General features: G+C 62.4%; 18 protein-coding genes. All 18 read right to left on the reverse strand.

The features are described 5' to 3' along the window. Nucleotides 1-11 precede the first annotated feature (11 nt). Nucleotides 12-848: a glycosyltransferase family 2 protein gene (locus AACH10_RS06495; protein WP_341409550.1), complete on the reverse strand. Its 837-nt coding sequence runs from the start codon at nucleotides 846-848 to the stop codon at nucleotides 12-14. A gap of 236 nt (nucleotides 849-1,084) precedes the next feature. Further along, nucleotides 1,085-3,079 (reverse strand): acyltransferase family protein, encoded by a 1,995-nt coding sequence (locus tag AACH10_RS06500; protein ID WP_341409551.1) that lies wholly within the window; start codon nucleotides 3,077-3,079, stop codon nucleotides 1,085-1,087. Between the two features lie 23 nt (nucleotides 3,080-3,102). Then, on the reverse strand, nucleotides 3,103-3,912 hold the full coding sequence (locus AACH10_RS06505; protein WP_341409552.1) for an FkbM family methyltransferase: 810 nt from the start codon (nucleotides 3,910-3,912) through the stop codon (nucleotides 3,103-3,105). Nucleotides 3,913-3,972: 60 nt separating this feature from the next. Further along, nucleotides 3,973-6,000 (reverse strand): acyltransferase family protein, encoded by a 2,028-nt coding sequence (locus AACH10_RS06510; RefSeq protein WP_341409553.1) that lies wholly within the window; start codon nucleotides 5,998-6,000, stop codon nucleotides 3,973-3,975. A 32-nt stretch (nucleotides 6,001-6,032) separates the two neighbouring features. After that, nucleotides 6,033-7,175, reverse strand: a complete 1,143-nt coding sequence (locus tag AACH10_RS06515) for a glycosyltransferase (protein ID WP_341409554.1) — start codon at nucleotides 7,173-7,175, stop codon at nucleotides 6,033-6,035. Then, nucleotides 7,172-8,680 (reverse strand): hypothetical protein, encoded by a 1,509-nt coding sequence (locus AACH10_RS06520; protein WP_341409555.1) that lies wholly within the window; start codon nucleotides 8,678-8,680, stop codon nucleotides 7,172-7,174. Before AACH10_RS06520 ends, AACH10_RS06515 begins: the two co-directional genes overlap by 4 nt. Beyond that, complete coding sequence (locus AACH10_RS06525) at nucleotides 8,670-9,743, reverse strand: CgeB family protein (RefSeq protein WP_341409556.1); 1,074 nt, start codon at nucleotides 9,741-9,743, stop codon at nucleotides 8,670-8,672. Before AACH10_RS06525 ends, AACH10_RS06520 begins: the two co-directional genes overlap by 11 nt. Before the next feature lie 4 nt (nucleotides 9,744-9,747). Beyond that, the gene (locus AACH10_RS06530; RefSeq protein WP_341409557.1) at nucleotides 9,748-10,617 is read right to left on the reverse strand and encodes an FkbM family methyltransferase; all 870 of its coding nucleotides are present in this window, start codon (nucleotides 10,615-10,617) and stop codon (nucleotides 9,748-9,750) included. 71 nt (nucleotides 10,618-10,688) lie between these two features. After that, nucleotides 10,689-11,648: a glycosyltransferase family 2 protein gene (locus AACH10_RS06535; RefSeq protein ID WP_341409558.1), complete on the reverse strand. Its 960-nt coding sequence runs from the start codon at nucleotides 11,646-11,648 to the stop codon at nucleotides 10,689-10,691. Then, the gene (locus tag AACH10_RS06540) at nucleotides 11,645-12,598 is read right to left on the reverse strand and encodes a UDP-glucuronic acid decarboxylase family protein (protein WP_341409559.1); all 954 of its coding nucleotides are present in this window, start codon (nucleotides 12,596-12,598) and stop codon (nucleotides 11,645-11,647) included. The genes AACH10_RS06535 and AACH10_RS06540 overlap by 4 nt, the downstream gene beginning before the upstream one ends. Before the next feature lie 75 nt (nucleotides 12,599-12,673). After that, on the reverse strand, nucleotides 12,674-14,164 hold the full coding sequence (locus tag AACH10_RS06545) for a lipopolysaccharide biosynthesis protein (protein WP_341409560.1): 1,491 nt from the start codon (nucleotides 14,162-14,164) through the stop codon (nucleotides 12,674-12,676). A 10-nt stretch (nucleotides 14,165-14,174) separates the two neighbouring features. After that, nucleotides 14,175-15,239 (reverse strand): CgeB family protein, encoded by a 1,065-nt coding sequence (locus AACH10_RS06550; RefSeq protein ID WP_341409561.1) that lies wholly within the window; start codon nucleotides 15,237-15,239, stop codon nucleotides 14,175-14,177. Between the two features lies 1 nt (nucleotide 15,240). Further along, nucleotides 15,241-15,762 carry a hypothetical protein gene (locus AACH10_RS06555; RefSeq protein ID WP_341409562.1) on the reverse strand — a complete coding sequence of 174 codons (522 nt, stop codon included), beginning with the start codon at nucleotides 15,760-15,762 and terminating at the stop codon, nucleotides 15,241-15,243. A gap of 152 nt (nucleotides 15,763-15,914) precedes the next feature. Beyond that, on the reverse strand, nucleotides 15,915-17,048 hold the full coding sequence (locus tag AACH10_RS06560; protein WP_341409563.1) for a glycosyltransferase family 4 protein: 1,134 nt from the start codon (nucleotides 17,046-17,048) through the stop codon (nucleotides 15,915-15,917). Between the two features lie 4 nt (nucleotides 17,049-17,052). Beyond that, nucleotides 17,053-17,619 carry an acyltransferase gene (locus AACH10_RS06565; protein WP_341409564.1) on the reverse strand — a complete coding sequence of 189 codons (567 nt, stop codon included), beginning with the start codon at nucleotides 17,617-17,619 and terminating at the stop codon, nucleotides 17,053-17,055. Nucleotide 17,620: 1 nt separating this feature from the next. Further along, complete coding sequence (locus AACH10_RS06570) at nucleotides 17,621-18,730, reverse strand: DegT/DnrJ/EryC1/StrS family aminotransferase (protein WP_341409565.1); 1,110 nt, start codon at nucleotides 18,728-18,730, stop codon at nucleotides 17,621-17,623. Continuing rightward, nucleotides 18,727-19,707 carry a glycosyltransferase family 4 protein gene (locus tag AACH10_RS06575; protein WP_341409566.1) on the reverse strand — a complete coding sequence of 327 codons (981 nt, stop codon included), beginning with the start codon at nucleotides 19,705-19,707 and terminating at the stop codon, nucleotides 18,727-18,729. The genes AACH10_RS06570 and AACH10_RS06575 overlap by 4 nt, the downstream gene beginning before the upstream one ends. Further along, nucleotides 19,704-21,530: an asparagine synthase (glutamine-hydrolyzing) gene (asnB, locus tag AACH10_RS06580; protein ID WP_341409567.1), complete on the reverse strand. Its 1,827-nt coding sequence runs from the start codon at nucleotides 21,528-21,530 to the stop codon at nucleotides 19,704-19,706. Before asnB ends, AACH10_RS06575 begins: the two co-directional genes overlap by 4 nt. Nucleotides 21,531-21,638: the final 108 nt, after the last annotated feature.

A 21,638-nucleotide genomic window follows, 5' to 3' on the forward strand; every position in this document is an offset into this window, starting at 1 on the left:
GCTCGCGACGGTCAATCAAACTGCTGGATCCTGGGGTCGGGCAGGCCCGGTGATTCCGGAATGGCGGCATACGGTGCGCCCTGCAGGCGCATCTCGAAGGCTTTCATTTCCCATTGGCGGTACACCAGCGTGCGCAGTTGGGACCAGTAATAGCCCGCCTGCCCGCATCGCCAGGCGCCGAGGTAGAGATAGTGGTAGGCAAATAGCAGCACGTAGCGCAATGGAAAGCGCCAGAAGTGCTTCTTCAGCCACATCCGGCGCTGCAGCGCGGTACCCAGCAGTTTCGGCTCAACCGACAAGGCGCTGCGGCTGAACTGCCACGCCGCCTCGCTGGTGGTGTAGCGGTTCTGCTTCACGAACCAATGATGGAGATTGGGGCTGTCGTGATGGTCCAGCACGCCCGACAGCAGGTGGACCGGGGAGTCGACCAAGGGGTGCTCGTTGACCGGAACGTCCGAGAACCGGCAGGTGCCTGTGCGCCACAGCCGCAGGATGTCGTGGGCGACCGGCAGGCGCCGACCCAGAAAGTGCAAATGGCGCCGCATGGAGAACGCCGCATCGCTCGACGTGGCGGTCGCCGTCACGATGGCTTGCTTCAACTCGTCGGACAGGCGTTCATCCGGATCCAGCTTCATGGTCCACGGCGCTGAAACGGGCAGGCTGAGTGCGAAGTTCCACTGGTCGCCAAACCCGCGAAAGCGCCGTTGGACGACGCGGATGCCATGCCGCAGCGCGATGTCGATGGTCGCGTCGGTGCTGTAGCTGTCGACCAGCCACACCTCTTGCGCCCAGCCAGCCAGGTTGCCCAGCACGGCATCAAGGTTGTGTCCCTCGTTCAGCGAGATCATGACAACCGCCACGGGTGCCACGCCAGGTGTCCATGGCCGGGCATGCGATCCGCCGGCAGGGGGGAGCGGCACTGAATTCACTGGGTGCACGTGGTGCACCTCTGGAGCAGAACGACGAGTGTCATGAAGGTAGGAACTGGAGGCCGACCGATGCGACGACCAGCCTCCAGTGTATCGGCGTGCCAACAACGGTCGCCGACCATCCGGCCCCGGTGACTCAGACCCGCGGAGATGACCTACATCAATATTCGCAAGCGAGGCAGGACACGCAACGCACCCGTCGTACTCAGGTGGTTCGAGTCCCAATAGAGCCAGTGTTCGCCGTCGTATGCCGGGCATTGCCTTACATCGCACAGCATGTCCGTCAGGTCTACGATGTTGACCCCGGCGGGCCGAGATATTGCGCGCATGAGCGCCCGCGCGGCTCGCACCTCCGCTTCATGCTCCGAACGAGGCATTCGAGCCAGTTCAAGGGCCTGTGCGCGTTCGTGCGAGCCCGCCGTGGTGAACCGGTCGAGCCTGTACCGCAGGCGATGCATGTCCATGCGCTGGGTGGGAACCTCCTCGACGATGTGAACCTGGACACCGAGCGCCGCATAGGCTGCGACTGTGGATTCCAGTGCCCGGTGCAGCGCCAATCTTGCGTCGACCTGCCTGCCATCGCTTGCAGAAGGATCGAAGACGACGAAACGCCGCTTGCCGCTGATGCTGGTCACACGGTCCACGTACAGTGACCAACGAGCCACGAGAAAGACATGCCGGATGCTGCGGTTGCGCTGCACCAACTCGAAAGCGCGTGTCGACTGCGCGGCGCAGGTGCCGGGTGTTTGCACGCCCTCTCTCACGTCGATGTTCAACAGTGGTGGGCATCCCTCGAGCCCCTGGTGAACGATTCTTGTGCCCCGCTCGATGGCCAGGGCGTCGAATGCAGGGGCCAGGGCAAAGGAATGACTGTCGCCAAACACGGCGGCCGTGGTCGGCAAGCGGGTATCGGCCGGGCCCAGGCGGCATGGCGCGTCATGCGCAGCGTGGTCGACACCCGGACCGTCGCAACGCGCACGCGGGACGGCATCGGTCAGTCTTGGCATCTCGGAACGACGGGCTTCCTCCTCTGCTCGCACGAGGCTTGCGCGGGTGCCCGCAACGCCGATTAGCATCAATACCGACATGGAGACGACCGCCAGCAACAGCCACTGGTGCAGGGCGAGCTGGTGGGCGCGGCGACAGGGCTGCTCAACCCATCGCCAGGTGGCCACGGCCAGTGCAGTCGCGAGCGCGCAGACGAGCAGCAGCGTGGGGAGCGTGGGCGGCACGACCAGCCGATGGCGTGCGAATGCGAGCAGCGGCTGGTGCCAGAGATACAAGCTGTAGCTGATGCTGCCGATCATCACAGGCGCGGGATGGGAGAGCACGCGCTGGATCCAGGTTCCTCGGCGTGCAAAGGCCAGGATCAGGCTGGCGCCTGCAACAGGCACCGCCGTGGCCAAGCCAGGATGGCTGGTGCTTGCATTGAAGCGCCAGAACGCGACCGCCAGCAGACCGACCCCGGCGCACGACAGCACTTGATTTGCCATGGACCGGCGACGCAGGCCGTGCCACCGCGCTGGTCGAGCAAGCGACAGCCAGCCGCCGAAGCTCAGTTCCCACAAGCGCGTGGGCAGCAGCATGAAGCTGAATTGCGGTTTGTCAGGTGTCGTCCAATGCGCTGCCACCAGGCTGAGCACGGTCATGAGCAACAGCGCCGGGCCCAGAAGGCGCGCACTGCGGCGGTGAAGCCACACCAGCACAAGTGGATAGAGCAGGTAGAAGTGCTCCTCGACGGACAGGCTCCACGTGTGCAGAAGGGGCTGCAGATCCGCACTCGTGGCGAAGTAGCCGCCCAGTCGCCAGAACAGCAGGTTGGAGGACAACGCTGCGGCCCATGACAGGCTGCGGAAGAACGTCACCGCATCGTCGCCACTGAGCCACATACAGGCCGCCGGCACACAGAACGCCAGCATCACGCACAGGGCAGGCAGGAGACGCCGACACCGCCGCGCATAGAAGTCAGCCAGCGAGAAACGCCGGGCCTCGAGGTCATTGACGATCAACCGCGTGATCAGATAGCCGCTGATCACGAAGAAGACATCCACGCCGATGAAGCCGCCGCCAAAGCCCGGTGCGCCCGCGTGGTACAGCACCACCGGCAGCACGGCCAGTGCGCGCAGGCCGTCGATCTCCGGGCGGTACATGGCTCAGGCGCGAACCAGTTGGCTCACGGTTGCCGTCCTTGACGCTCAAAGAGTGCCGTGCAGGTGCCGTCTGGATCCCAGGCGACGGTCAGGAGCTCGAATCCCTCGGCCCGGATTGTGTCGATCAAGGTCTGCGGCGATCCGGCAAATGCATGGATCTCGATGGCGATCCTGCGCGCGAGGCGCAACAGGCGGCTGGACGGGGACAACAGCCCGAACTCTGCGCCCTCGATGTCGCACTTCAGAAAATCGATGTGCGTCAGGCCCGTCTGGACGAGGAAATCCTCTTCGCTGAGGCTGAGCGTACCGGCATAGTTGGCATCCTCGATCGACGTACCGAACTTGGCCTTGTCCGGCCCGCCGATGAACGCGGAAATCAGTTGGGCCCGGGCCGCGAAGCCAGGGTTGCCGCCGACCGAGATACGGAATCGCTCGGTCATCTCGCGGCTCGGCTCCACGGCGACCACCCGAACCCGCGGACCGTGGGCCAACGCAAGGCACGTGAAGTTGCCCATGTTCGCGCCCAGATCCACCACCACGTCACCGTCGTGGATGCGCAGCGTGCCGCGCCGCAAATAGGTGTCGCGGGCATACATCTCACGGATGCCGCTGAAGGCGCCTGGGCCGATGATCTCAAACGGCAAGGCGGTGGCAGGGTGGTGTATGACGAAGGGCCCGCTGCCCATGGCTTGATCTGCAGGCAACAGGTTTCCACGCCGGATGATGGTGCGCCCTTGGAGGACAACCTGCGCAAGCCAGCGCGCCGCGAGTCCTGTGCCGCAGCAACGCCGCAGAGCCACCACATCGTTCCGGATCCTGGACCACGTGCTCATCGGCCTGTCCAGATCGCGTGGCCTGGGACAAGCGACCGAGACGCGGGATGCCGCGGCGGTTCAAGGCGGTGCGGATTTGCCATGGTCATCAGTCACCACATCGAATTGCCGCGCCCAGGTCGACAATGGGGGCGCGGCCCATAGGCGGTGCCCGATTGCGCGAGCACCCGCCTGCGTCAAGTGCATCCCATCAATCGAGATTGGCATGCCGCCCACTGTGAATAATCGGCATTGGCCCTCGCGGCAATACAGATCGTTGATGCGGGACACGTTCTCTGATCCGATAGCCGCCGCGAGCTCTGAGTTTCGAGCTCCGACCTCAGGCCATTCGGGCACATGGTGATCCATCCGTGCACTGACAGGCAGTCTAGCCAACATCACCGGGTCGGGGGAAGTCGTACGTTTCATGCCGACAAAGATCACGCGTTTGGCACCCTTGTCCAGAAGGAACTTTTGGGTAACTGCCATCTTGGCGGTGCTCCAATCCAGCCAGTAATTGGCCACCACGACCAAGTCTGATTGTGAAACCTGAGGGCTGGTCATCAACCTGGAGCGCATGGCTGTACACATGGGACGAGCTCTTTCGGCGACAAACTTTTCAGTCTCGTCCACATGGGGATACGTTTGGCAAGCGCCTGAAATGTAGAGAAAACTCAGATCAATCTGACGACTGATTCCAGCCTCAACCGTGGCGTTCACGAAATCATGGGCATAGCTGTCGCCAATGATCAGGACCTTCGGCTTGTTGTCGCGGTTGAACGCCTTTTCTGAAAGTGCGTTGCCATCTCGCTGGACATAGCGGCCATTCTGCTGCTTGTCGAACTGATCGATCAAACCAAGCTGTTCTGCATTGAAGCGCGCGCGGTATCCCTTCGACAATACGCCTGCCGCACCGATGGAAATGAGGATTGAAGCCGATGCGGCCGTCACGAGAAGAAAACCTTTGCCCGAAACTTTCCGGCTCGAACGGCAAGGCTGCTCGACGAAACGCCAGGTCAAGGTCGCCAGCAGCAAAACCAGCAGCAACGCGCCAAACGTGTCCAACACGCCTAGCATCTGCGCGGAGCCCGACCAAAGACGTGCAAAAGCCAGCACAGGCTGGTGCCATAAATATAGGCTGTAAGAAATCGTTCCGATGAACGACAGGGGTGTCCAGCCCAGAACTCTTGACGCGATCACAGAAGGCTCGTCGGCGATGATGATCATTGCCGTTGACGCGACCGGCAGCAGGGTAAACAGACTGGGTACGGGAATGTTCTGATCCAGGGCGAACAGTGATGCCACCAGTCCGACCCAGCCGACGTTCGAGAGGAACCTCAATCGGACCTGCAATGGCGTTGCAGCGACGGAAGCAGCGCTTCGGCCGAATGCCACCATGCTTCCGACGATGAACTCCCATGCCCGTGTCAATGGAAGATAGAACCCTGCCTCTGATTTGCCGATACGCCAGAAGTACTCCGCCAACGCCAATGAGGCCAGTGCAGCAGCAACAAGCAAGGTGCTGCGAAAGCGCGATCGCGCGATAGCCAGAAATCCAAGCGGCGCAAGCAGGTAGAACTGCTCTTCCACGCCCAGGCTCCAAGTGTGGATCAACGGCGCGAAATGGGCTTTAGTGTCGAAGTAGGAGGTGTGACGCCAGAAGAACAGATTCGGTATGAGCAGAACTACGCCCAGCACACTTTCAGAAAAGTTCTGCAATGCGAACGGGTCCATCAGCCACCAGGCGAATGGCGTACTGGTCAGGCAGATCACAAATAGGGCCGGCAGGATCCGCCCGGCCCGGCGCGCAAAGAATCGCCGGACCGAGAAATCGCCGGCCGCCATGTCCGACAGTTGGTTGCGGGTGATCAGATAGCCGCTGATGACGAAGAATACGTCGACGCCCAGATAGCCACCGGGCAGTGCAGCAGGCGATGCGTGATTGGCGATGACGGCCAGAACCGCCAGGGCGCGCAAACCATTGATGTCCGTCCTGAAACTCATCTGCGGATGATGATCAGCCCTCAAAGCCGGCGGTTTTCGTCTTGAAGGCGCAGACACCCGGCAGGTCGCCAAAACCGCTCGTGATGTTTCAAGAACGATGGCCATGCATGGTTGGTCGACTCAAGTAGGACGCGCTGTCAAGCGCTGACTTCGACCCACGACGGAGCAGCACCGCCATGGCGTAACCAGTCGTACGTCGCCGCCATTTGTCGGGCTACGGTCTCCCACGAAAACTCGTCGTTCATCCATTGCCGGCCACGGGCGCCCATGCACTTCAATGCCTTAGGTTCGCAACGCATGGCGAAATCCAGCGCGCGGGCGAGCGAGTCGACGTCATTGTCTACCCACCAGCCCGATCCCGTGCGCTCCAGCCCTTGCCAGGGTGCGCCTGTGCTCACTACGGCGGGGCAACTATGGGCCAGTGCTTCAGCGACCACCATGCCGAAGTTCTCGGTATGGGTAGGCAGAACGAACAGATCTGCGGCTTGATAGGCCCGCGATTTGGCATCGCCAAACAGCGGACCGGGAAACTCCACGCGCTCCGTACTCAACGTGCGCGCAAGGTTCCGAACCTGGGCCTCGTGCTCGGGTTCTCCAAGGCCTGCGATCACGAGCCGCCATCCCGGGTGATCGTCCTGCAGCGAGCGCCAGGCCTGAAGCAGCCGGTCCAACCCCTTGGTGGGATGGATCCTGCTCAGGAACAGCAAGGTGCGCATTGCGCCGCTGCTGAGGTCGGGCCCCGTCTCGAATTCGGGCGGGATATCGATGCCGTTGGGGATCACCGCAATGGGCTGCCGGTAGCCCAGGGCTCGAATGTCCTGCAACTCGGCCGTGCTGGTGGCGTGCAGCAGATCCGCGCGGTCGAGAACCCGGCGTTGCAACGGCCACATTGCCTGCTTGTAGCGACGAGTCCGCCCCAATGCCCAAGGCGCGAGCGTCCCGCGCGGTGAGGTCACCAGCTTGGCATGTTGGCCTGGTACAGCCCAGCCGGCAGCCATGTTCACCATCGACCACAGGCTGTGGTTGTGGACGATGTCCACGCGCCGTGACTTTCGCGCCAGCGCATTGGCCAAGCTGGGCGACACGGCCAGCCGCCGGAGAACTGGCCACTGAGGGTGTAGATCCAGGTGCACGCCCTCCACTGGTCCACGGGCAGCCAGACAGCTCAGTTCAACCTGGTGACCGAGCGCCGCCAGTGCCTGGCACAGGCGAGGTATGGAATACGAAGGACCCGCCGCCTCTTGATCGATGTGCGGTACCACATGGACGAGATTCATCATGCGGGGTGCGCAACACGCGGCAAGGGTGATCCTGAAGAGCGGAACAGCAAGAACTGTATGGCCAAGGCCAGAGGCAGTTCACGCCAAAGCATGATCAGAATGCTGTTGAATGCCGAATCGACGTTGATCAGTGGCATTAGCACTGCGAGGAACACCACTGCGCCAGGTGAGGATTCGGTTGGTCGCAGCAAGGTCAGCAGCACACGGTGTGCGGCACCGATGAAGGCGAATCCAAGAAACACCGCAACCGCGCCGCCAGCGAAGTAGAGGTACGCCACGGGCCCCATCGCTGAAGAGGACAGCACATCCCTCTCCATCACTTCATAGGTGTACCAGAGGCCGATGTTGCCGAGCGGCTTGCCTTCCCATATCGCGCGCGGTATCCAGGCGTGAAGCGGCGCGAGCACCAGATCGGTCAGGAAATTCGGGCTGGTGTCTGGAAGGCCGCCTGGCCGGTCGGCGTACTCGATGCCAAAAGAAGCGATGTAACTGAGATTCAATCGGGCCGCAAAGGCCAACAAAACAGGCGCGGATTCGACGGCCGCACGGGATGTGTCCGCGGTCGAGGTGACAACGGCCGAGGCGATGCCGGCCACCGAATCGCCGGAGAAATCGGCGTCGTAGTTGCGGGCGTTTCGGAACGGCTCGACGACCGCATATCCCAACGGGATGGCCATGGCGGCGAGGAGCAGCCACTTGACCGCCCACCGCCCGGTGCTCAGGTAATGGCAAATGGCGACGATCAGAAAAGGCATCACCAGGGCGGACTTGAAGCCGCTCAGTACGCCCGTAAGAAACTCCAAGATCAGGACTGCGGCGAACCAGGCGCGGTGACGCTGGGACGGCGGCGCGCGGAACAATTGCAGCGAAGCCAGCACGAGGGCCATGCTGCCCAGGCTGGCGGCCATGCTGAGGTACTGGGTGACGGATCCCATTTCGATCAAACGCTCGTAGCTGGACGCGTAGCCGAAGACTCCCAACTCGATCTGCAGCAGGCGTGCGCCCGTCGCAATGCCTATCAGCAGCGGCAATGTCAGCGGGTGAAGGGTGTTGGTTGGCGGCAGGATGCGCCTGTGCCATGCGGCACATTGGTCAGGGTGACGTGCGAGACCGGCATTCGTGCTCCAGTAGCCAAACCACATCGCCACAGCGCCAACGAGCACCAGGTACATGAGCTTGACCATGGACGCTGTGACCTCCGGTACCAGCGACACCATCAGCAGCTCATCGATGTTTCCGAAGAACAAGAAGTTGGACACGCCGTGCGCGAGGACAAAGGTCATCACGGACGCCAGCACCACCGGGTTGGCCAGCCAACGCTCGGGCTGACGCTGGCACAAGCGTGCGACCTCGACGCCGAGGTAGCCCAGGAGCGTGAGCGTCAACGCAACGAAGGCGCCGCGCAAATCCAGAACATCCAGCGACGAAAGCAGGGCGATCAAGCCCGCCGCAGTGCCGGCCGCCGCGCTGGCCAGCAACGGCGGGCAATGCCGGTCAATGCGCACGGCGCCGCACCTCGATGCCGGGCACGGGGTGCCCTTTCGTCCGTCCTCCCAGGGTATCGATCAACACCTGCAGGCGGTGTGCATACGTGTGCTCGGCATGCGCACGCCGCATGCCGGCGTCAGCGATGGCGCGGCGCTCATCGCCGCGCGGCAACCAGTGATCGATCTGACGCCGCAGATCCGACATGCCTCTGAAGCTGACGATCTCGCGCCCATCCTCGAAGAGATCAATGAGCGATGGTCTGGCATCCACCATCTGGAACGCTCCCGCTCCGGCGGCTTCGAAGCATCGGACATTCACACCCCAGATCTCGCCGTAATGCAGGTTGTTGAGCACGATCTTGGCGCCACGGAACGCCCTGACCTTGTCCTCGTTGTAGACCCCGCGGCCCTGATGCATGCCGGACACCGCGCCAGCAGCCATCCAGAGAGGTGCTGGGTTACCCCAGATCTTCACATCGTAGTCGACCAGATGCTTGAAACAGGCCACGCGCCATGAGTGCAGGTTGCCGGCCGTCGTGATGTCGCAGGCGTAGACCGGGTCGCTGCCAATCCGGTCGTCGGGCAACCAGTGTCGAGCCGGGTTGAAGCACTCGGGCAGGTAGTGCACAGGGCTGGCCAGCACGTCGCCCAGTGCATGCAAGGTGAATGGATCCTTGAAGAACAGGCCGTCGTAGGCCGCGTTCATGAAGAAGGCACGGCTGAAATTGGTGATGGCGTCGGGATACCACAATGCCACGGCCGCACCTGTGCGTCGTTTGAGCTCCGCCACCTCGGCAGGCCAAAGGAAGTCGTAGGCCACGATCACCACGTCCAGCGGGGCCTCGTCAGCGCAGTCCCAGAGTGTGGCCATGCGACGGGCGCGAACGGCGGGCAGGCTGTCGGTGGATTCATACAACACATTGCGAACCTGATGCAGGCGATGTTGCAGCCTGCTTCGCGCTGGTTTCGATCGAAGCCCGGGCTCGAACCGTCGAACCGCATGGCCCAGATCCGTCAGCGTCTCGGCGATGTGGCGCGCGAACCCCTCGGTGTAGAACTTGCCCACGACCAGGATGTTCATGGGATCAGTGGGTCGTCAAGGTGTTGTACCGATCGAAGGCTGCCGTGCGGATCGGCAACCACGCGCGCGCATCGCGATGGACCAGCAGATAGTTGCCTTCGAAGAACTTGTCCAGTTCAGGGTGCCAGCGATCGAACTCCAGCACCTCCTCGCCTTGCAGCTTGCACACGCTGTAGGGCAGACCGGAGACTGCCAGAAACACATCGTGCAGCGAATTGCGCGAGAAGATCCAGCGATGGTTGTACTCGAACTGAAGCACTGAGACCCGACCTTCGACCAGCAAGGGGCGGGCACCGCGGATCACCTCCATGTCATGGCCCTCGGTGTCGCACTTGAACAGATGGACATGCTGCACGCCTTCGGCGACGCAGAACTCGGCGCCCGAGGTGAGACGGATGGTCGTCGCCTGTCGATCGCCTTCGCTCCCACCCGAATGCAATGAGTTCGTTCCGGCGTTGTCAGCCGCTACATAGATGTTCGCCGTGCCACTGCTTGCGGACATGGCCTGCTCGTGCAGGTGCAACCAGGCGGCGCCTTGGGGCAGTCGTCCGCGCAGGGTGCGGTGGGTCGACGGTACGGGCTCGAAGGCGTGCAGGATCAGGTGATCCTGCCGACCAGCCTGACGGGCCAGTTCGATCAACGACAGGCTCCAATCGCCGATGTTCGCGCCCACGTCAAAGGCAACCAGGCTCGACGCCGAGGGGCCGGACTGCGCCAAGGCCTGAAGCACGCAACGTTGGACCAGTGTCTCGCCGTTGCGCGTCATGTCATTCGGGATATCGCCCCGCGCGCCGAGGTACAGGGCACGACCGATCCGGTAGGCGAGTTGGCGGCCCAGCAGTGCCAGCAGGGGTGACTTGAGTTGCGACAGCATCGCTCCGCGGTCCTATCGTTGAATGTCGGCCGGTCACAAGGGCAGCGCCCGAGCTCATCGCGGCAAATGAATCACCGTCGGTACAGGGCTCTCAGCAGGGAGCGGTAGAGTCGGACGGGCCAGAGGTCGTAGGGCGTGGCTGACTTGTCACTCTCGGAAATCATCTCCGGGCGTTTGCGCACCACAGCGTAGGACAGCCACTTGGCCGTCTCCAGGCTCAGCTTGACGCGAAAGCCCCACCACTTCAGTCGCCCGACAGGCGATCCCAGGTTCCAGTAGTCCAGCCGATTCTGAGCGTGGATCTCGTACAGAAAGCGCTTGCGCGGCCAAGACCATCGCGTGGCCTTGTAGGCGTCAGGGTAGTCCTCCGGCCGCTCTTGCCGAAGTTCCATGATCCGTTCGTCTACGTAGCCCACCTGCCAGCGCGCGGCAAGTCGCATCCACAGATCCACATCCGACAGCAGCCCATATTGCAGCCGCATGCCGCCCACCTGATTCCAGATGTCGCGCCGGATCATCGCCGTGCCTCGAATCAGGCAGCCCCAGCGCGGCAGCAGGTAGTTGTCCAGCAACCAGTGGCCGTCGATGCACTCTCCGGGCAGTGGCTCTCGTTGGAAGTCCTTGCTGCCGTGAACACCGTATGGATTGAACACGAAAGCCGCACCCGGATGCCGGTCGAGTACCCCCGACCAGAGATCCAACAGATCCTGACGATAAATGTCGTCATGGTGCAGGAGGGCAATGTACGGCCGGCTCGAGTGCGCGACGGCAAAGTTGGCATTGCCTGGCATGCCCTGGTTGGTGGGCGGTTGCAGCGGGCGGATGCGGGCATCGCGGGCCGCCATCTCCAGGATGCACTCCCAGGTGCCATCGGTCGAGCAGTCATCGCTGATGATCAGCTCGAACCGCGGCAGGTTCTGCTCAAGGATCGACGCAACTGTCGACCGGATCAGATGGACATGGTTGTAGGTGAGCAGGCAGACCGAGATGTTGGATCCGTCGCCCGCATCACCTGCCGTCAGGTTCGTCACGCCAGCAGATTGTCGAAATATGCAATTGTCTTCTGAAGTCCGGCGGCCAATTGCACCTTCGGGCTCCAGCCCAATTCGGCCTGAGCGCGCGAAATGTTGGGCTTGCGCTGCATTGGATCGTCGCTGGGCAGGTTCTTGAAGGTCAGCGTGGAACGTGAGCCGGTGAGCTGGATGACTTGCTCGGCCAATTCGCGAATCGTGAACTCGACAGGGTTGCCCAGGTTCACGGGTCCCGTCAGACTGTCGGGCGAATCCATCAATCGAAGGAAACCGTCGATCAGGTCGTCGACATAGCAGAACGACCGCGTCTGGCTGCCGTCGCCGTACACCGTGATCGGCTCATTGCGAAGCGCTTGCACGATGAAGTTCGACACCACGCGCCCATCCTGCGGATGCATGCGCGGGCCGTAGGTGTTGAAGATGCGGGCGATCTTGACCTTCACACCATATTGGCGGTGGTAGTCCATGATCAGTGTCTCGGCGCATCGCTTGCCTTCGTCGTAGCAGGAACGCGAGCCGACGGGATTGACGTTGCCCCAATAGTCCTCGGTCTGAGGATGCACCTTGGGGTCACCGTACACCTCACTGGTGGAGGCCTGGAAGATCTTGGCGTTCTTCTGCAGCGCGAGATCGAGTACGTTGAATGCACCGATCACCGACGAGCGGATGGTCTGAACGGGGTTGTACTGGTAGTGGATCGGTGAGGCAGGACATGCCAAGTTGAAGATCTCGTCCACCTCGCACACCAGCGGAACGGTCACATCATGTCGGATGAACTCGAAGTTCGGGTTGTCCATCAGCGGCCGGATGTTCTGCTTGCTGCCGGTGAACAGGTTATCCATGCAGATCACCTCGCTGCCGCGCTCCAGCAAAGCGGCACACAGGTGTGATCCCAGAAAGCCAGCGCCTCCGGTCACCAGGACACGGGGCTTCTTGTGATATTCCTTCATGGATTCAGTTTACCAGTCGAGTACGGCGGCATCCCCATGGGCATGGCGCACGGGGTGGCGCGGCGGCTGGGGCGGTCAGCGGGGCTTTCGCAACGACCGTGTCTCCATGAAGGCCTTGACGCCGTCACGGAGGTCGCCGTCCATGCGGTAAAGCGCGCAGCCGATGGCCACGAACAACAGCAGCGAAATCGGCAGCCGGCCCGTGGCCACGGTGGAGGGCTGCGTGCCCAGGGGCCATAGCACCAGAACGGCGAAAGTGGCGCTGGTTGCGATCAGCGTTGCGAACCGGTCCAGCGAGAAGCCATGGCGCAAACGCCACCCGCGGCTGAGCCAGAACGCGACGGCCAGTGCTGCGGTGGACCCCAGTGCCTCGGCCACGTAGTAGGCTGTCAACCCCAGGCGATCAATCAACAGCCAACCCGATGCGTACCAAGTGATGGCCTGGAAGAACGAGGCCTTGACGATGATGTCGACGCGGTGGGAGGACAGCGCCACGTTGATGACCACGCCGATGACGCAACCAGCCAGCGCGCTGAACGAAGCCAGACCAGCCGCGACGACATAGCTGCTGTAAGCATGGCCGAACAGCACCGTGACCAGCCACGGCAGGATGGCAAACATGGCCACACAAGCCAGAAGCGACAAGGACCACAGTACCTTGATGTTGTAGATGGCCCCGGCGGCGAAATCCTGCGGATCGACACCGCGGGCACGGGTCAAATGCGAAATCATGACCGCCGCCACGGCGTTGGGCACAAACCCGATCAAGGTGGTCAGCGAGGTGATGACCCGCATGCCGCCCATCGCGTCAAGCCCAACTGATTTGGTGAGCGACGCCTGCAGCAGGTAGGCAATCGGTGCGGTCAGCAGCCCGGCGGCGTAGAAGGGGAACCCCAACCGAAGCAGTCGCACGACATTCAAGCGGATATCAGCGAAGTCGATGTGCACCTGATTGGCGTGCAGCGCATGGGTGACCTGGATTCTGGCGATCCACAACGCTAAAACCTGCATGCCGACCAGCCCACCCAGCGCCCAATGCACGTCTCCGAGCCACGCGGCGGTCGACAGAACCGCCGACAGGCCGATGGAATTGAGGGCCGAGAACGCGGCGTACTGCTTGAAGCGATGCAGTCCCATCATCACGACATAAGCAAACTGGGCCATGCACTGCAAGAGCACCAGCACACCGCCGATGCGAAGATACACGGCTACGTCGCTTCGTCCGTAGAGTGCAGTGGCCAAGGTGTCGGCCGCGAGCACCAGTCCTGCCGCGCCGAGGGCGCCGGCCGATGACAGCAATAGAAAGCCCGCGCCCAACAAACGGGATGTCGTCTGACGGGCCGCGTCTGAATCCAGCGGCTGCGCCGTTTGAACATGCAGGGCGGCATCCACACCCAGCCGCAGCATGCTGTAGGCGGTGCTTCCGGTGTTGAAGGCGATGCTGTAGAGACCGAATCCTGCACTGCCCAGGCACCGGGCCATGACCATGGTGGACAACATGCCGGCGATGCGCTGTACGCTGGACTGACCCAGCATGGCCGCCATATTCTTCAGATACGGGCTCATGTGGAGCCCATCACCTTCTGCTGCGCAAGCGAGCTCGGATCGCGTTCGGTGTCAGCGGTACTTTCGCGTTCAGCCAGCGCGCGGCGCTGAGCAGGCCCAGTCTTACAGGCTTGGCAGCGACTCCGTAGGTCGAGAGCACGTCCAGAATCCGCCTGGGCATGCGCAGGCCCACGAAGATCTGTGCATAGAGTGTGGCGAGATCCCGGCGACCCATCGTGCGGGCCGGTGCCGTACGCGTCGCGGACGCGCTGACGTCCAGGATGGTCAGCCACCGCTGACGGTAGGTGTGCATGGAGAGCACACATTGCTGACCGGCCAAGGCGATGCGCTGCAACTCGTCCGGATGGGCCAGATGGCGATCGATCTGCGCGATCGCCTCCTCCACCGTGCTGTAGCCGACGTAGTGCACGCCTTCGGTGAACAATTCGTCCAGCCCGTTTGGGATGCGGTCGGTCACCAGCAGTGCACCCGCGGCCAAGCCCTCAAAGACGCGCATGTTCACGTCCTGGTTGATGCTGGCGTTGAACACGATCTTCGATCGGCCATAGGCGGCCGCCATGTCTCGCGGTGCGTGGTAGGCCAAGTAATCATTGCTGCGGTACCGCGGCAGAACGGTGGTGAGCAGGGTGTGCCGTTCAGTGCCGCGCAGGCCGAGTTTGCCAACGAAACCGACATCGAAGATGCGTTCTGGTGCCGGTTGAACATGAACCTCGGGGTCGCACCCCAGCGGCAGCCAGTGGACCTGGCGATGCCCTTCCGCCTGGAAGTAGTGCAGATAGTCCTTCTGTGCAATGAAGACCACGTCGAAGAACCGTGCCTGCTGCAGTCGCGATTCACGCTCCTGATGCACGTCGATGAAGTAGGCCACTGTCGTGCAGGGCAGCGCTTCCAGATGAAGCGGCCAGTCCGGCGCTGGATCGATGAAGACGAACAGGTCTTCGGCTCGAATCACGGAGAGGTCCGGGGCCTTGTCCCAGTAGATGACCGGTGCGGCATCGAGCTTCGCGGCGCGGTAGAAGTACTGGGCGGTGGTGTGCTCAGCGCCATGGCTGAAGAGATGGATGGTGCGGGTCATATCAACGTGCAGCTCGTGACCGAAGCCAGTCGGTCAGGCGCGGGGTCATAGCCAGGCAGGACCGCTCGATGCGTCGATAGGCCAGATGGGCTGCCAGAACCAATGCCGGCGTGATGGCCAGGATCACCCACCAGTGCTGCTGCGCGGTCATGCGTTCGGCCACAGGGTCGGTCGCCACCATCCGGAAGGCGACCCACAGGCAGATCCCGTGCAGCAGGCAAATGCCGTACGACACGTCGCCCAACATTCCGGATGCCGAGTTTCCAATGGCACCGAACAAGAAGTTGCCACTAGCCACGATCACGAAGAACCCGGCGAGCAATGGCAGGTACAGGTAGAAAAGCTGCTCGAAGCTCAACGCCCAAAGCATGCGACAGGCGATCAAGCCTGGGTCGCGCAGACCGTTGAGATCGCTGGAGGCTCCCAGCAAGGCTAACGCCAACCAACTCAGGCCGGACAGGGGCAAGGTCGGCCCGGATCCACACAACATGCCGTCCGAGGTGATTGCCACGACCGTGAACATCGCGCCTGACGTGACCAGACACAGGGGTCCGATTCGCACCCAATCGGACCTGGACATACCAGATGCAGCCGTGGTGCCGGAAGACCGCGAAGGCGACATGACCGCGAAGGCCGTCGACCGATACGAAACGCCAGCAGACGGCGCAGCGTCTGTCACTTGCACGGGACATCCCGATTCAGGATCTCGTCGAACCGCGCTGCCGTGCCCTTGGCACCCAGCGGCGCTACCAGAGCGCGATTGATCTGCGCGTGCTTCCTGAACAGGGCTGGGTCTGCGATGTAGCGCTCGACCCGGTCCACGAACTGGTCGGTTGTTGGCTCGCAGTTGAAGCCGTTGTGGCCGTCCTCGACCATCTTCCCGATGCCCAGGATGCGGTTGCTGATGACCAGGCCCATGCCCGACGCCATGGCCTCGAGGATGGTGAAGTTGCCATTGCTGAAATGGGCGGGCAGCAGCAGGACATCACTGCGTGCATACACGTCGTTCAAATCGCTCCAGGATTTCAGGCCGTCCAGGAAGTCGACATCCTCGGTAAGCGCCAGCGCCGCGATGCGTTCGCGGCATATGCCACCCAGTTCCCCGGCCGCGTTCATCAGCAGCCGCGAGCCCGGATGCCGGCTGCGGATGGCTGCGAAGATGTCGATCGCCCCCAAGGGGTTGTAAATCTCCGTCATCCGGTTGGCGAACAGGTAGGTGTAGGCGGAGCGTGCCTTTCGTTCGGGATGTCTGAAGTAATCGTCCAGATCGGATGCGTATCGCCCGGCGACCACCTTGTCGCCGAATTGGAACTCGTCTCGAAACTGCTCGACGGCGTCGTCTGCGCTGACGATGACCTGGTGCACGTCGCGATAGAGCCAGCGCTGCAGTTTCCAGACCACGTTGTTCTTGCGCAGGGCACCGCTGGCATCACGCGAGCGTTCTGTGAACACCACCGCGCGCTTGCCGTTCCGGATGGCCCAACGGTAGGCAAGCCAGTTTCCCGGGATCGAAAAGCCGCCGACCATCACGATGTCAGGATCAAGTATCCGCAGGCGCTCTTCCAAGCCGAGTGGCAGATAGCGCTCGGCCAAGGGTCCGGTCTTGGCGAACAGCACCCTTGACAGCACCTCGCAATGGGCGCCCAGGTCGACACGCCACCAGGCGCCGCGCGTGCGGTCCGGGTGTTCATAGAACCAGAAGGTGGCGTCGAAGTAGTCCTGCAGGGCAGTACAGAACTTCACCTGCTGAGGCGTGGCGACAGAGCTGAGGAAGACCAGACGCGGACGCCGGGCAGTTGCGGAGTTCACGCTGTCAGTCTCCGCGTTCGCGCAGTTGGCGCTCTTGCGTCAGCAGGCCACGGCTGCGTTCGGCAATTCTCTTGGCCGGGACGCCGGAATAGATCGTGAAGGGATCACAGTCGCGACGCACCAAGCTCAACGAGCCGATGGCGGCTCCCTCGTGCAGCACGACGCCGGGCAGGATCACCGCACCTGCCCCGACAATGACATGGCGGCACAGCTTGACATCGGCCTTTGTCACACCGGTGAATTCTCCGGGGACAGTAGGATTGGTCAGACGTTCCCCACTGTAATCGTCGTTGCTGGAGTAGATGGACACACGTGACGACAGCCCACTGAAGTCCTCGAAGGTGATGCGGCCTGTGCCCATCACCGAGCAAAAGACGGCGATGTGGACGTAGTCGCCAATCTCGATACCCCCTTCGCCTGCGGAGAGCACGCAGAAGTCGTCGATGCGCACATGGTTGCCCAGACTGATGCGGCCGCAGTTGTACAGCGACGCTTTAGTCGAGATCTTCACGTCGTGACCAAAGCGCGCCAGGCCGAGGCTGCGCAATTCAACGTCGGTGTAGTAGGCCATGTCAGCGGCAGAGCAGGTCGATGATGCGTTGCTGATCGTCGGTGCTGAGATCCGGGTAGATCGGCAGACAGAGGACGCGATCCGCAACATCGTTCGCGACAGGCAGTCGCTCGGGGTTGGCCGACGGCAGACCCCGGTACATGGGCATGTTGCTGATCAGGGGGAAGAAATAGCGGCGTGCGTGGACGCCAGCGCTGCGCAGTTGCTGGTACACCGCATCTCGGGTGTGGGCATGGGTCCTGTTCACCAGCACCGGAAAGTAGGAATAGTTGTGCTCGGTGTCGTCGGCCAGCGCGGGAACTTCGAGCCAGGGATGATTGGCGAGTGCGTCGCGGTAGCGCTGATCCACCGCCTTGCGCATCGCCAAGGCGCCATCGATGTGCTTGAGCTGCAGCAGGCCGAATGCGGCCTGGACCTCGTTCATCTTGGCATTGATGCCGGGCGCCATCACGGTCACCTCGTCCGCAAAGCCGAAGTTCTTCAGGTAGTCGATGCGTTGCTTGGTCTTGAGATCGGGGCAAACGATGGCGCCGCCCTCGAACGTGTTGAACACCTTGGTCGCATGGAAGCTGAGGATCGACAGGTCACCATGGCGCAGCAGGCTCTGGCCCTTGTGGGTGACCCCGAACGCGTGGGCTGCGTCGTAGATCACTTTCAGGCCATAGGTATCGGCAATGCGCTGGATACGTTCCACCTCGCAGGGATGCGCATAGCAGTGCACGGGCATGATGGCCGTGGTGTTCGGGGTGATGGCAGCTTCGATCAGGTCGACGTCGATGTTGAGCGTTCGAGCGTCGATGTCGACAAACACAGGCTTCAGGTTGTTCCAGACCAGCGAATGTGTGGTGGCGACAAACGAGTAAGGCGTCGTGATCACCTCACCGCTGATGCGCAGCGTCTGCATGGCGGTGACGAGGCCCAACGTGGCGTTGGAAACCAGCGCCAGATGCTCGACACCCAGGCGTTCACACAGTTCGTTCTCCAACTGCTGATGGAACGGGCCGTTGTTGGTCAGCCACTTGCTTTGCCAGATGCGCTCCAGGTAGGGGATGAACTCATCCAGAGGCGGCAGAAACGGCTGGGTGACGGTGATGGGCGGCTTGCTGCTCATGGGAATGCGATGTCTCGGTAGAGAGCCAGATATTGGCGACTGATCTGCTCGGGTGAAAAACGACGGGCGTTTTCCAGTCCGGTGTCGACGAGTCGTTGCCGGTACTGCGGGTCGTGGATGATTTTCAGCACGGCAGCCCGGATCGCTGCCACATTCTCAGGTTTTGCCAGGCAGGCGTCAGGTCCCGCGACCTCGCGCATTGGGGATGCGTCAGCGGTGACCAGGGGCCGACCTGAGGCCTGCGCCTCGATGATTGGAACGCCGAAACCTTCACCGATCGACACGAAGCTCACGATGTCGCAATCCACGTAAGCCTGCGCGACCTGCTGGTGGGTCAGGTTCACATGGTTCTGATAGTCGATGCCGTGCTCGTGCAGTGCGCGTTGCAGATCATCATCTACGGGGCCAATCAACACCAGCCGGCACGGAATGCCGGCCAGCGCAGCGACCAGACGCGGTACGTTCTTGTAAGACCGGGTGCCGACCTGGAGAATCGTGGGCCGGTCGACGTTGAAAGGGCGGGCAACAGGTCGGAATGCCGGGCTGTGACAGTTCTCGATGACCTGAATCCGCTCTGCTGCGATGCCCAGGTGAGTCACAACATCCTGTGCCGTGGCCCGTGAGATGGCGGTCAGTTTTGCCGCTGCCTTCATCGGGCCGCGCAGCCACAACCACTCATACACACGCCGGCGCAGACCGCGCAGGCCGTGCAGGTAATGGCCGATGTCATGGACGGTCAGCAGCGTCCGGCGCCAGGGCAGCAGCAACGTCATGTAATTCACATCGCCCGTCACGTGATACACGTCGGCGCGAAGACGCCGGAGGCGCCAGGCGTCAAGCAGCACACGGCGTCGCGGCCCCAACTCGAAATTGGTCCACTCCACCTCGGGCCCGAATGCCGCGGTGACGGCATTGAAAAGCTCTTCGATGCTGAACGCGCCCGAACAGGGTTGACGCCTGACCAGCACCACTTTCACCGGCGGTGCTCCCCGGCGGTGAGTTGGCGGTAGACCTGCCGCCCCCAATCCCGCAGTCCGCCAGATGCCTTCCGGTCGGTGCTGGTTGTGCGCTCGGTCAGCCACTGGCTGACCGGGATAGAGAAGCCGGTCTTCTTTCGTTCCAGTACCGAAGTGGGCAGTGGCCGTGATGGGGTCGCCGCCATGTCCAGCTTGCTGGGGGGGTGACCCGCATTGACCAAACTGGCGACGACGCGAATGAGTTCCACATCCACGAGGGGCACGCGTACTTCGAGCGAATGCGCCATGCTGGCCCAGTCGCTGTCCCGCAGCAACTGGTTGCGCATGTACCAACTGCTCTGCAGCGCCGAAACCCGGTGGCGTGGCGACGTGAGTGCCCGTTCGCTCAGACGCAATTGTTCAAGGGTCTGGAGTGATTCCCAACCTTCGCGCACCAGGTCGCCGTCCAGTTCGTTGGGAATTTCCCAGGGCATGAAGAAGCCACGGCGCAGCAGGTAAGCACTCGCGAAATCGCCGCCGAATTCGATCAGCCCCGCGGCCTTGGGCGATGTGACCCGGCGCAACAACGGTGCGGACACGTAGCGAAAACCTCGCCCAAGGCCTGGAATGGCGGCCAGGGGGGCCGCCAGACGGACCAGCTTCGGAATGGTCTGAAAGTCGGAATATCCGGCGAACAATTCGTCGCCACCCAGCCCCGACAATGCGACCTTCAGTCCGGCCTGTTGGGCCGCGTGGCTGACGAAGTAGGTATTGACACCATCGATCGATGGCTGATCCATCGCGTGCAGCACCTTGTCGGCATGACCGACGAAGTCTGATTGACGCGTCCAGCGCGTGCTGTGCTCTGCGCCCAGATCGAGCGCGACTTCCTGTGCCAAGCCGGTTTCGTCGGCGGGCGTACCGACGAATTCTTCAAAGCCAAGGGTCAGCGTGCGAAGAAGTTGCGAGTTGCCAGCCTCTCGTGTCAGGGCCGCGAGGGTTGTGGAATCCAACCCGGCCGACAGAAACACACCTACTGGCACATCGGCCACCAGATGATGCTTCACCGAATCGCGCATGGCCTGAGCCAGGGCCTCTTGTGCCGCTCGCGGATCCTGCAGGGCGGGCGGCACCGGAGCTTGCGCGAGGTCGTCTGCCAAGCTGTAGTACTGTTTCTGCGACTTGCGACCCGCGGTAAGGTCCACGCGCAGACAGGCGCCCGCGGGCAAAGCACGGATTCCGCGAAAGAGCGTGAACGGGTCGGGGACATGTCCCCACAGGAAGAATCCGACGTGTCCGGCAGGCTCTTCGCGGGTGTCGATTGCCGGGCTGGCGAGCAAGGCTTTGACCTGAGAGGCAAGTCGAAGCGTCCGTCCATCGTCGGCGAGATAGAGCGGCTTGATGCCAAGGGGGTCGCGCGCGATGAAGACCGAGGCCGACCTGGGATCGTGAATCGCGAAAGCGAACATGCCCCGCAGCCGTGACAGCATCCGTTCACCGTCGCGGGCGTAGAGTTTCAGCAGGACCTCGGTATCCGAGTGGGACAGGAACTGGAACCCGTCGCGTTCCAATTCAGCACGCAATTGCCGGTAGTTGTAGATTTCGCCATTGAAGACGATGCTGGTTCCCAGGCTCGCATCGTGCATTGGCTGCGCACCGTCGGTGCTCAGGTCAATGATGGCCAGGCGTCGATGGGCCATGCCCGCCCGGCGATCCGGGGAGATCCAGAGTCCTGCGCCATCCGGTCCGCGAGCTGCCATGCGGTCGCGGATCTGGCGCAGTTCATCCGGGTTGACCGGCGGTGCATCCGCCGAGTAGCTGAAGATCGCAGCGATTCCGCACATGTTTCGGCAGTCAGGTTCTTGTTTTCGATCTGACTGGTGGCTGCGTCATGGCCATGCGCAGGCGAGTCGACCGAACTTCAGAGAAGGGCGTGGGGGCTCTGCAGAAGC

Origin of the sequence: Pseudaquabacterium inlustre (assembly GCF_038066595.1) — a bacterium.
Classification (GTDB): Bacteria; Pseudomonadota; Gammaproteobacteria; order Burkholderiales; family Burkholderiaceae_C; genus Pseudaquabacterium; species Pseudaquabacterium inlustre.

Excerpts from the sequence above, each read along its gene's own strand:
- AACH10_RS06495 (WP_341409550.1), bottom strand. The coding sequence starts at position 848 with ATGATCTCGCTGAACGAGGGACACAACCTTGATGCCGTGCTGGGCAAC.
- AACH10_RS06500 (WP_341409551.1), bottom strand. The coding sequence starts at position 3,079 with ATGTACCGCCCGGAGATCGACGGCCTGCGCGCACTGGCCGTGCTGCCG.
- AACH10_RS06505 (WP_341409552.1), bottom strand. The coding sequence starts at position 3,912 with ATGAGCACGTGGTCCAGGATCCGGAACGATGTGGTGGCTCTGCGGCGT.
- AACH10_RS06510 (WP_341409553.1), bottom strand. The coding sequence starts at position 6,000 with ATGGCCATCGTTCTTGAAACATCACGAGCGGTTTTGGCGACCTGCCGG.
- AACH10_RS06515 (WP_341409554.1), bottom strand. The coding sequence starts at position 7,175 with ATGATGAATCTCGTCCATGTGGTACCGCACATCGATCAAGAGGCGGCG.
- AACH10_RS06525 (WP_341409556.1), bottom strand. The coding sequence starts at position 9,743 with ATGAACATCCTGGTCGTGGGCAAGTTCTACACCGAGGGGTTCGCGCGC.
- AACH10_RS06530 (WP_341409557.1), bottom strand. The coding sequence starts at position 10,617 with ATGCTGTCGCAACTCAAGTCACCCCTGCTGGCACTGCTGGGCCGCCAA.
- AACH10_RS06540 (WP_341409559.1), bottom strand. The coding sequence starts at position 12,598 with ATGAAGGAATATCACAAGAAGCCCCGTGTCCTGGTGACCGGAGGCGCT.
- AACH10_RS06545 (WP_341409560.1), bottom strand. The coding sequence starts at position 14,164 with ATGAGCCCGTATCTGAAGAATATGGCGGCCATGCTGGGTCAGTCCAGC.
- AACH10_RS06550 (WP_341409561.1), bottom strand. The coding sequence starts at position 15,239 with ATGACCCGCACCATCCATCTCTTCAGCCATGGCGCTGAGCACACCACC.
- AACH10_RS06555 (WP_341409562.1), bottom strand. The coding sequence starts at position 15,762 with ATGTTCACGGTCGTGGCAATCACCTCGGACGGCATGTTGTGTGGATCC.
- AACH10_RS06565 (WP_341409564.1), bottom strand. The coding sequence starts at position 17,619 with ATGGCCTACTACACCGACGTTGAATTGCGCAGCCTCGGCCTGGCGCGC.
- AACH10_RS06570 (WP_341409565.1), bottom strand. The coding sequence starts at position 18,730 with ATGAGCAGCAAGCCGCCCATCACCGTCACCCAGCCGTTTCTGCCGCCT.
- asnB (WP_341409567.1), bottom strand. The coding sequence starts at position 21,530 with ATGTGCGGAATCGCTGCGATCTTCAGCTACTCGGCGGATGCACCGCCG.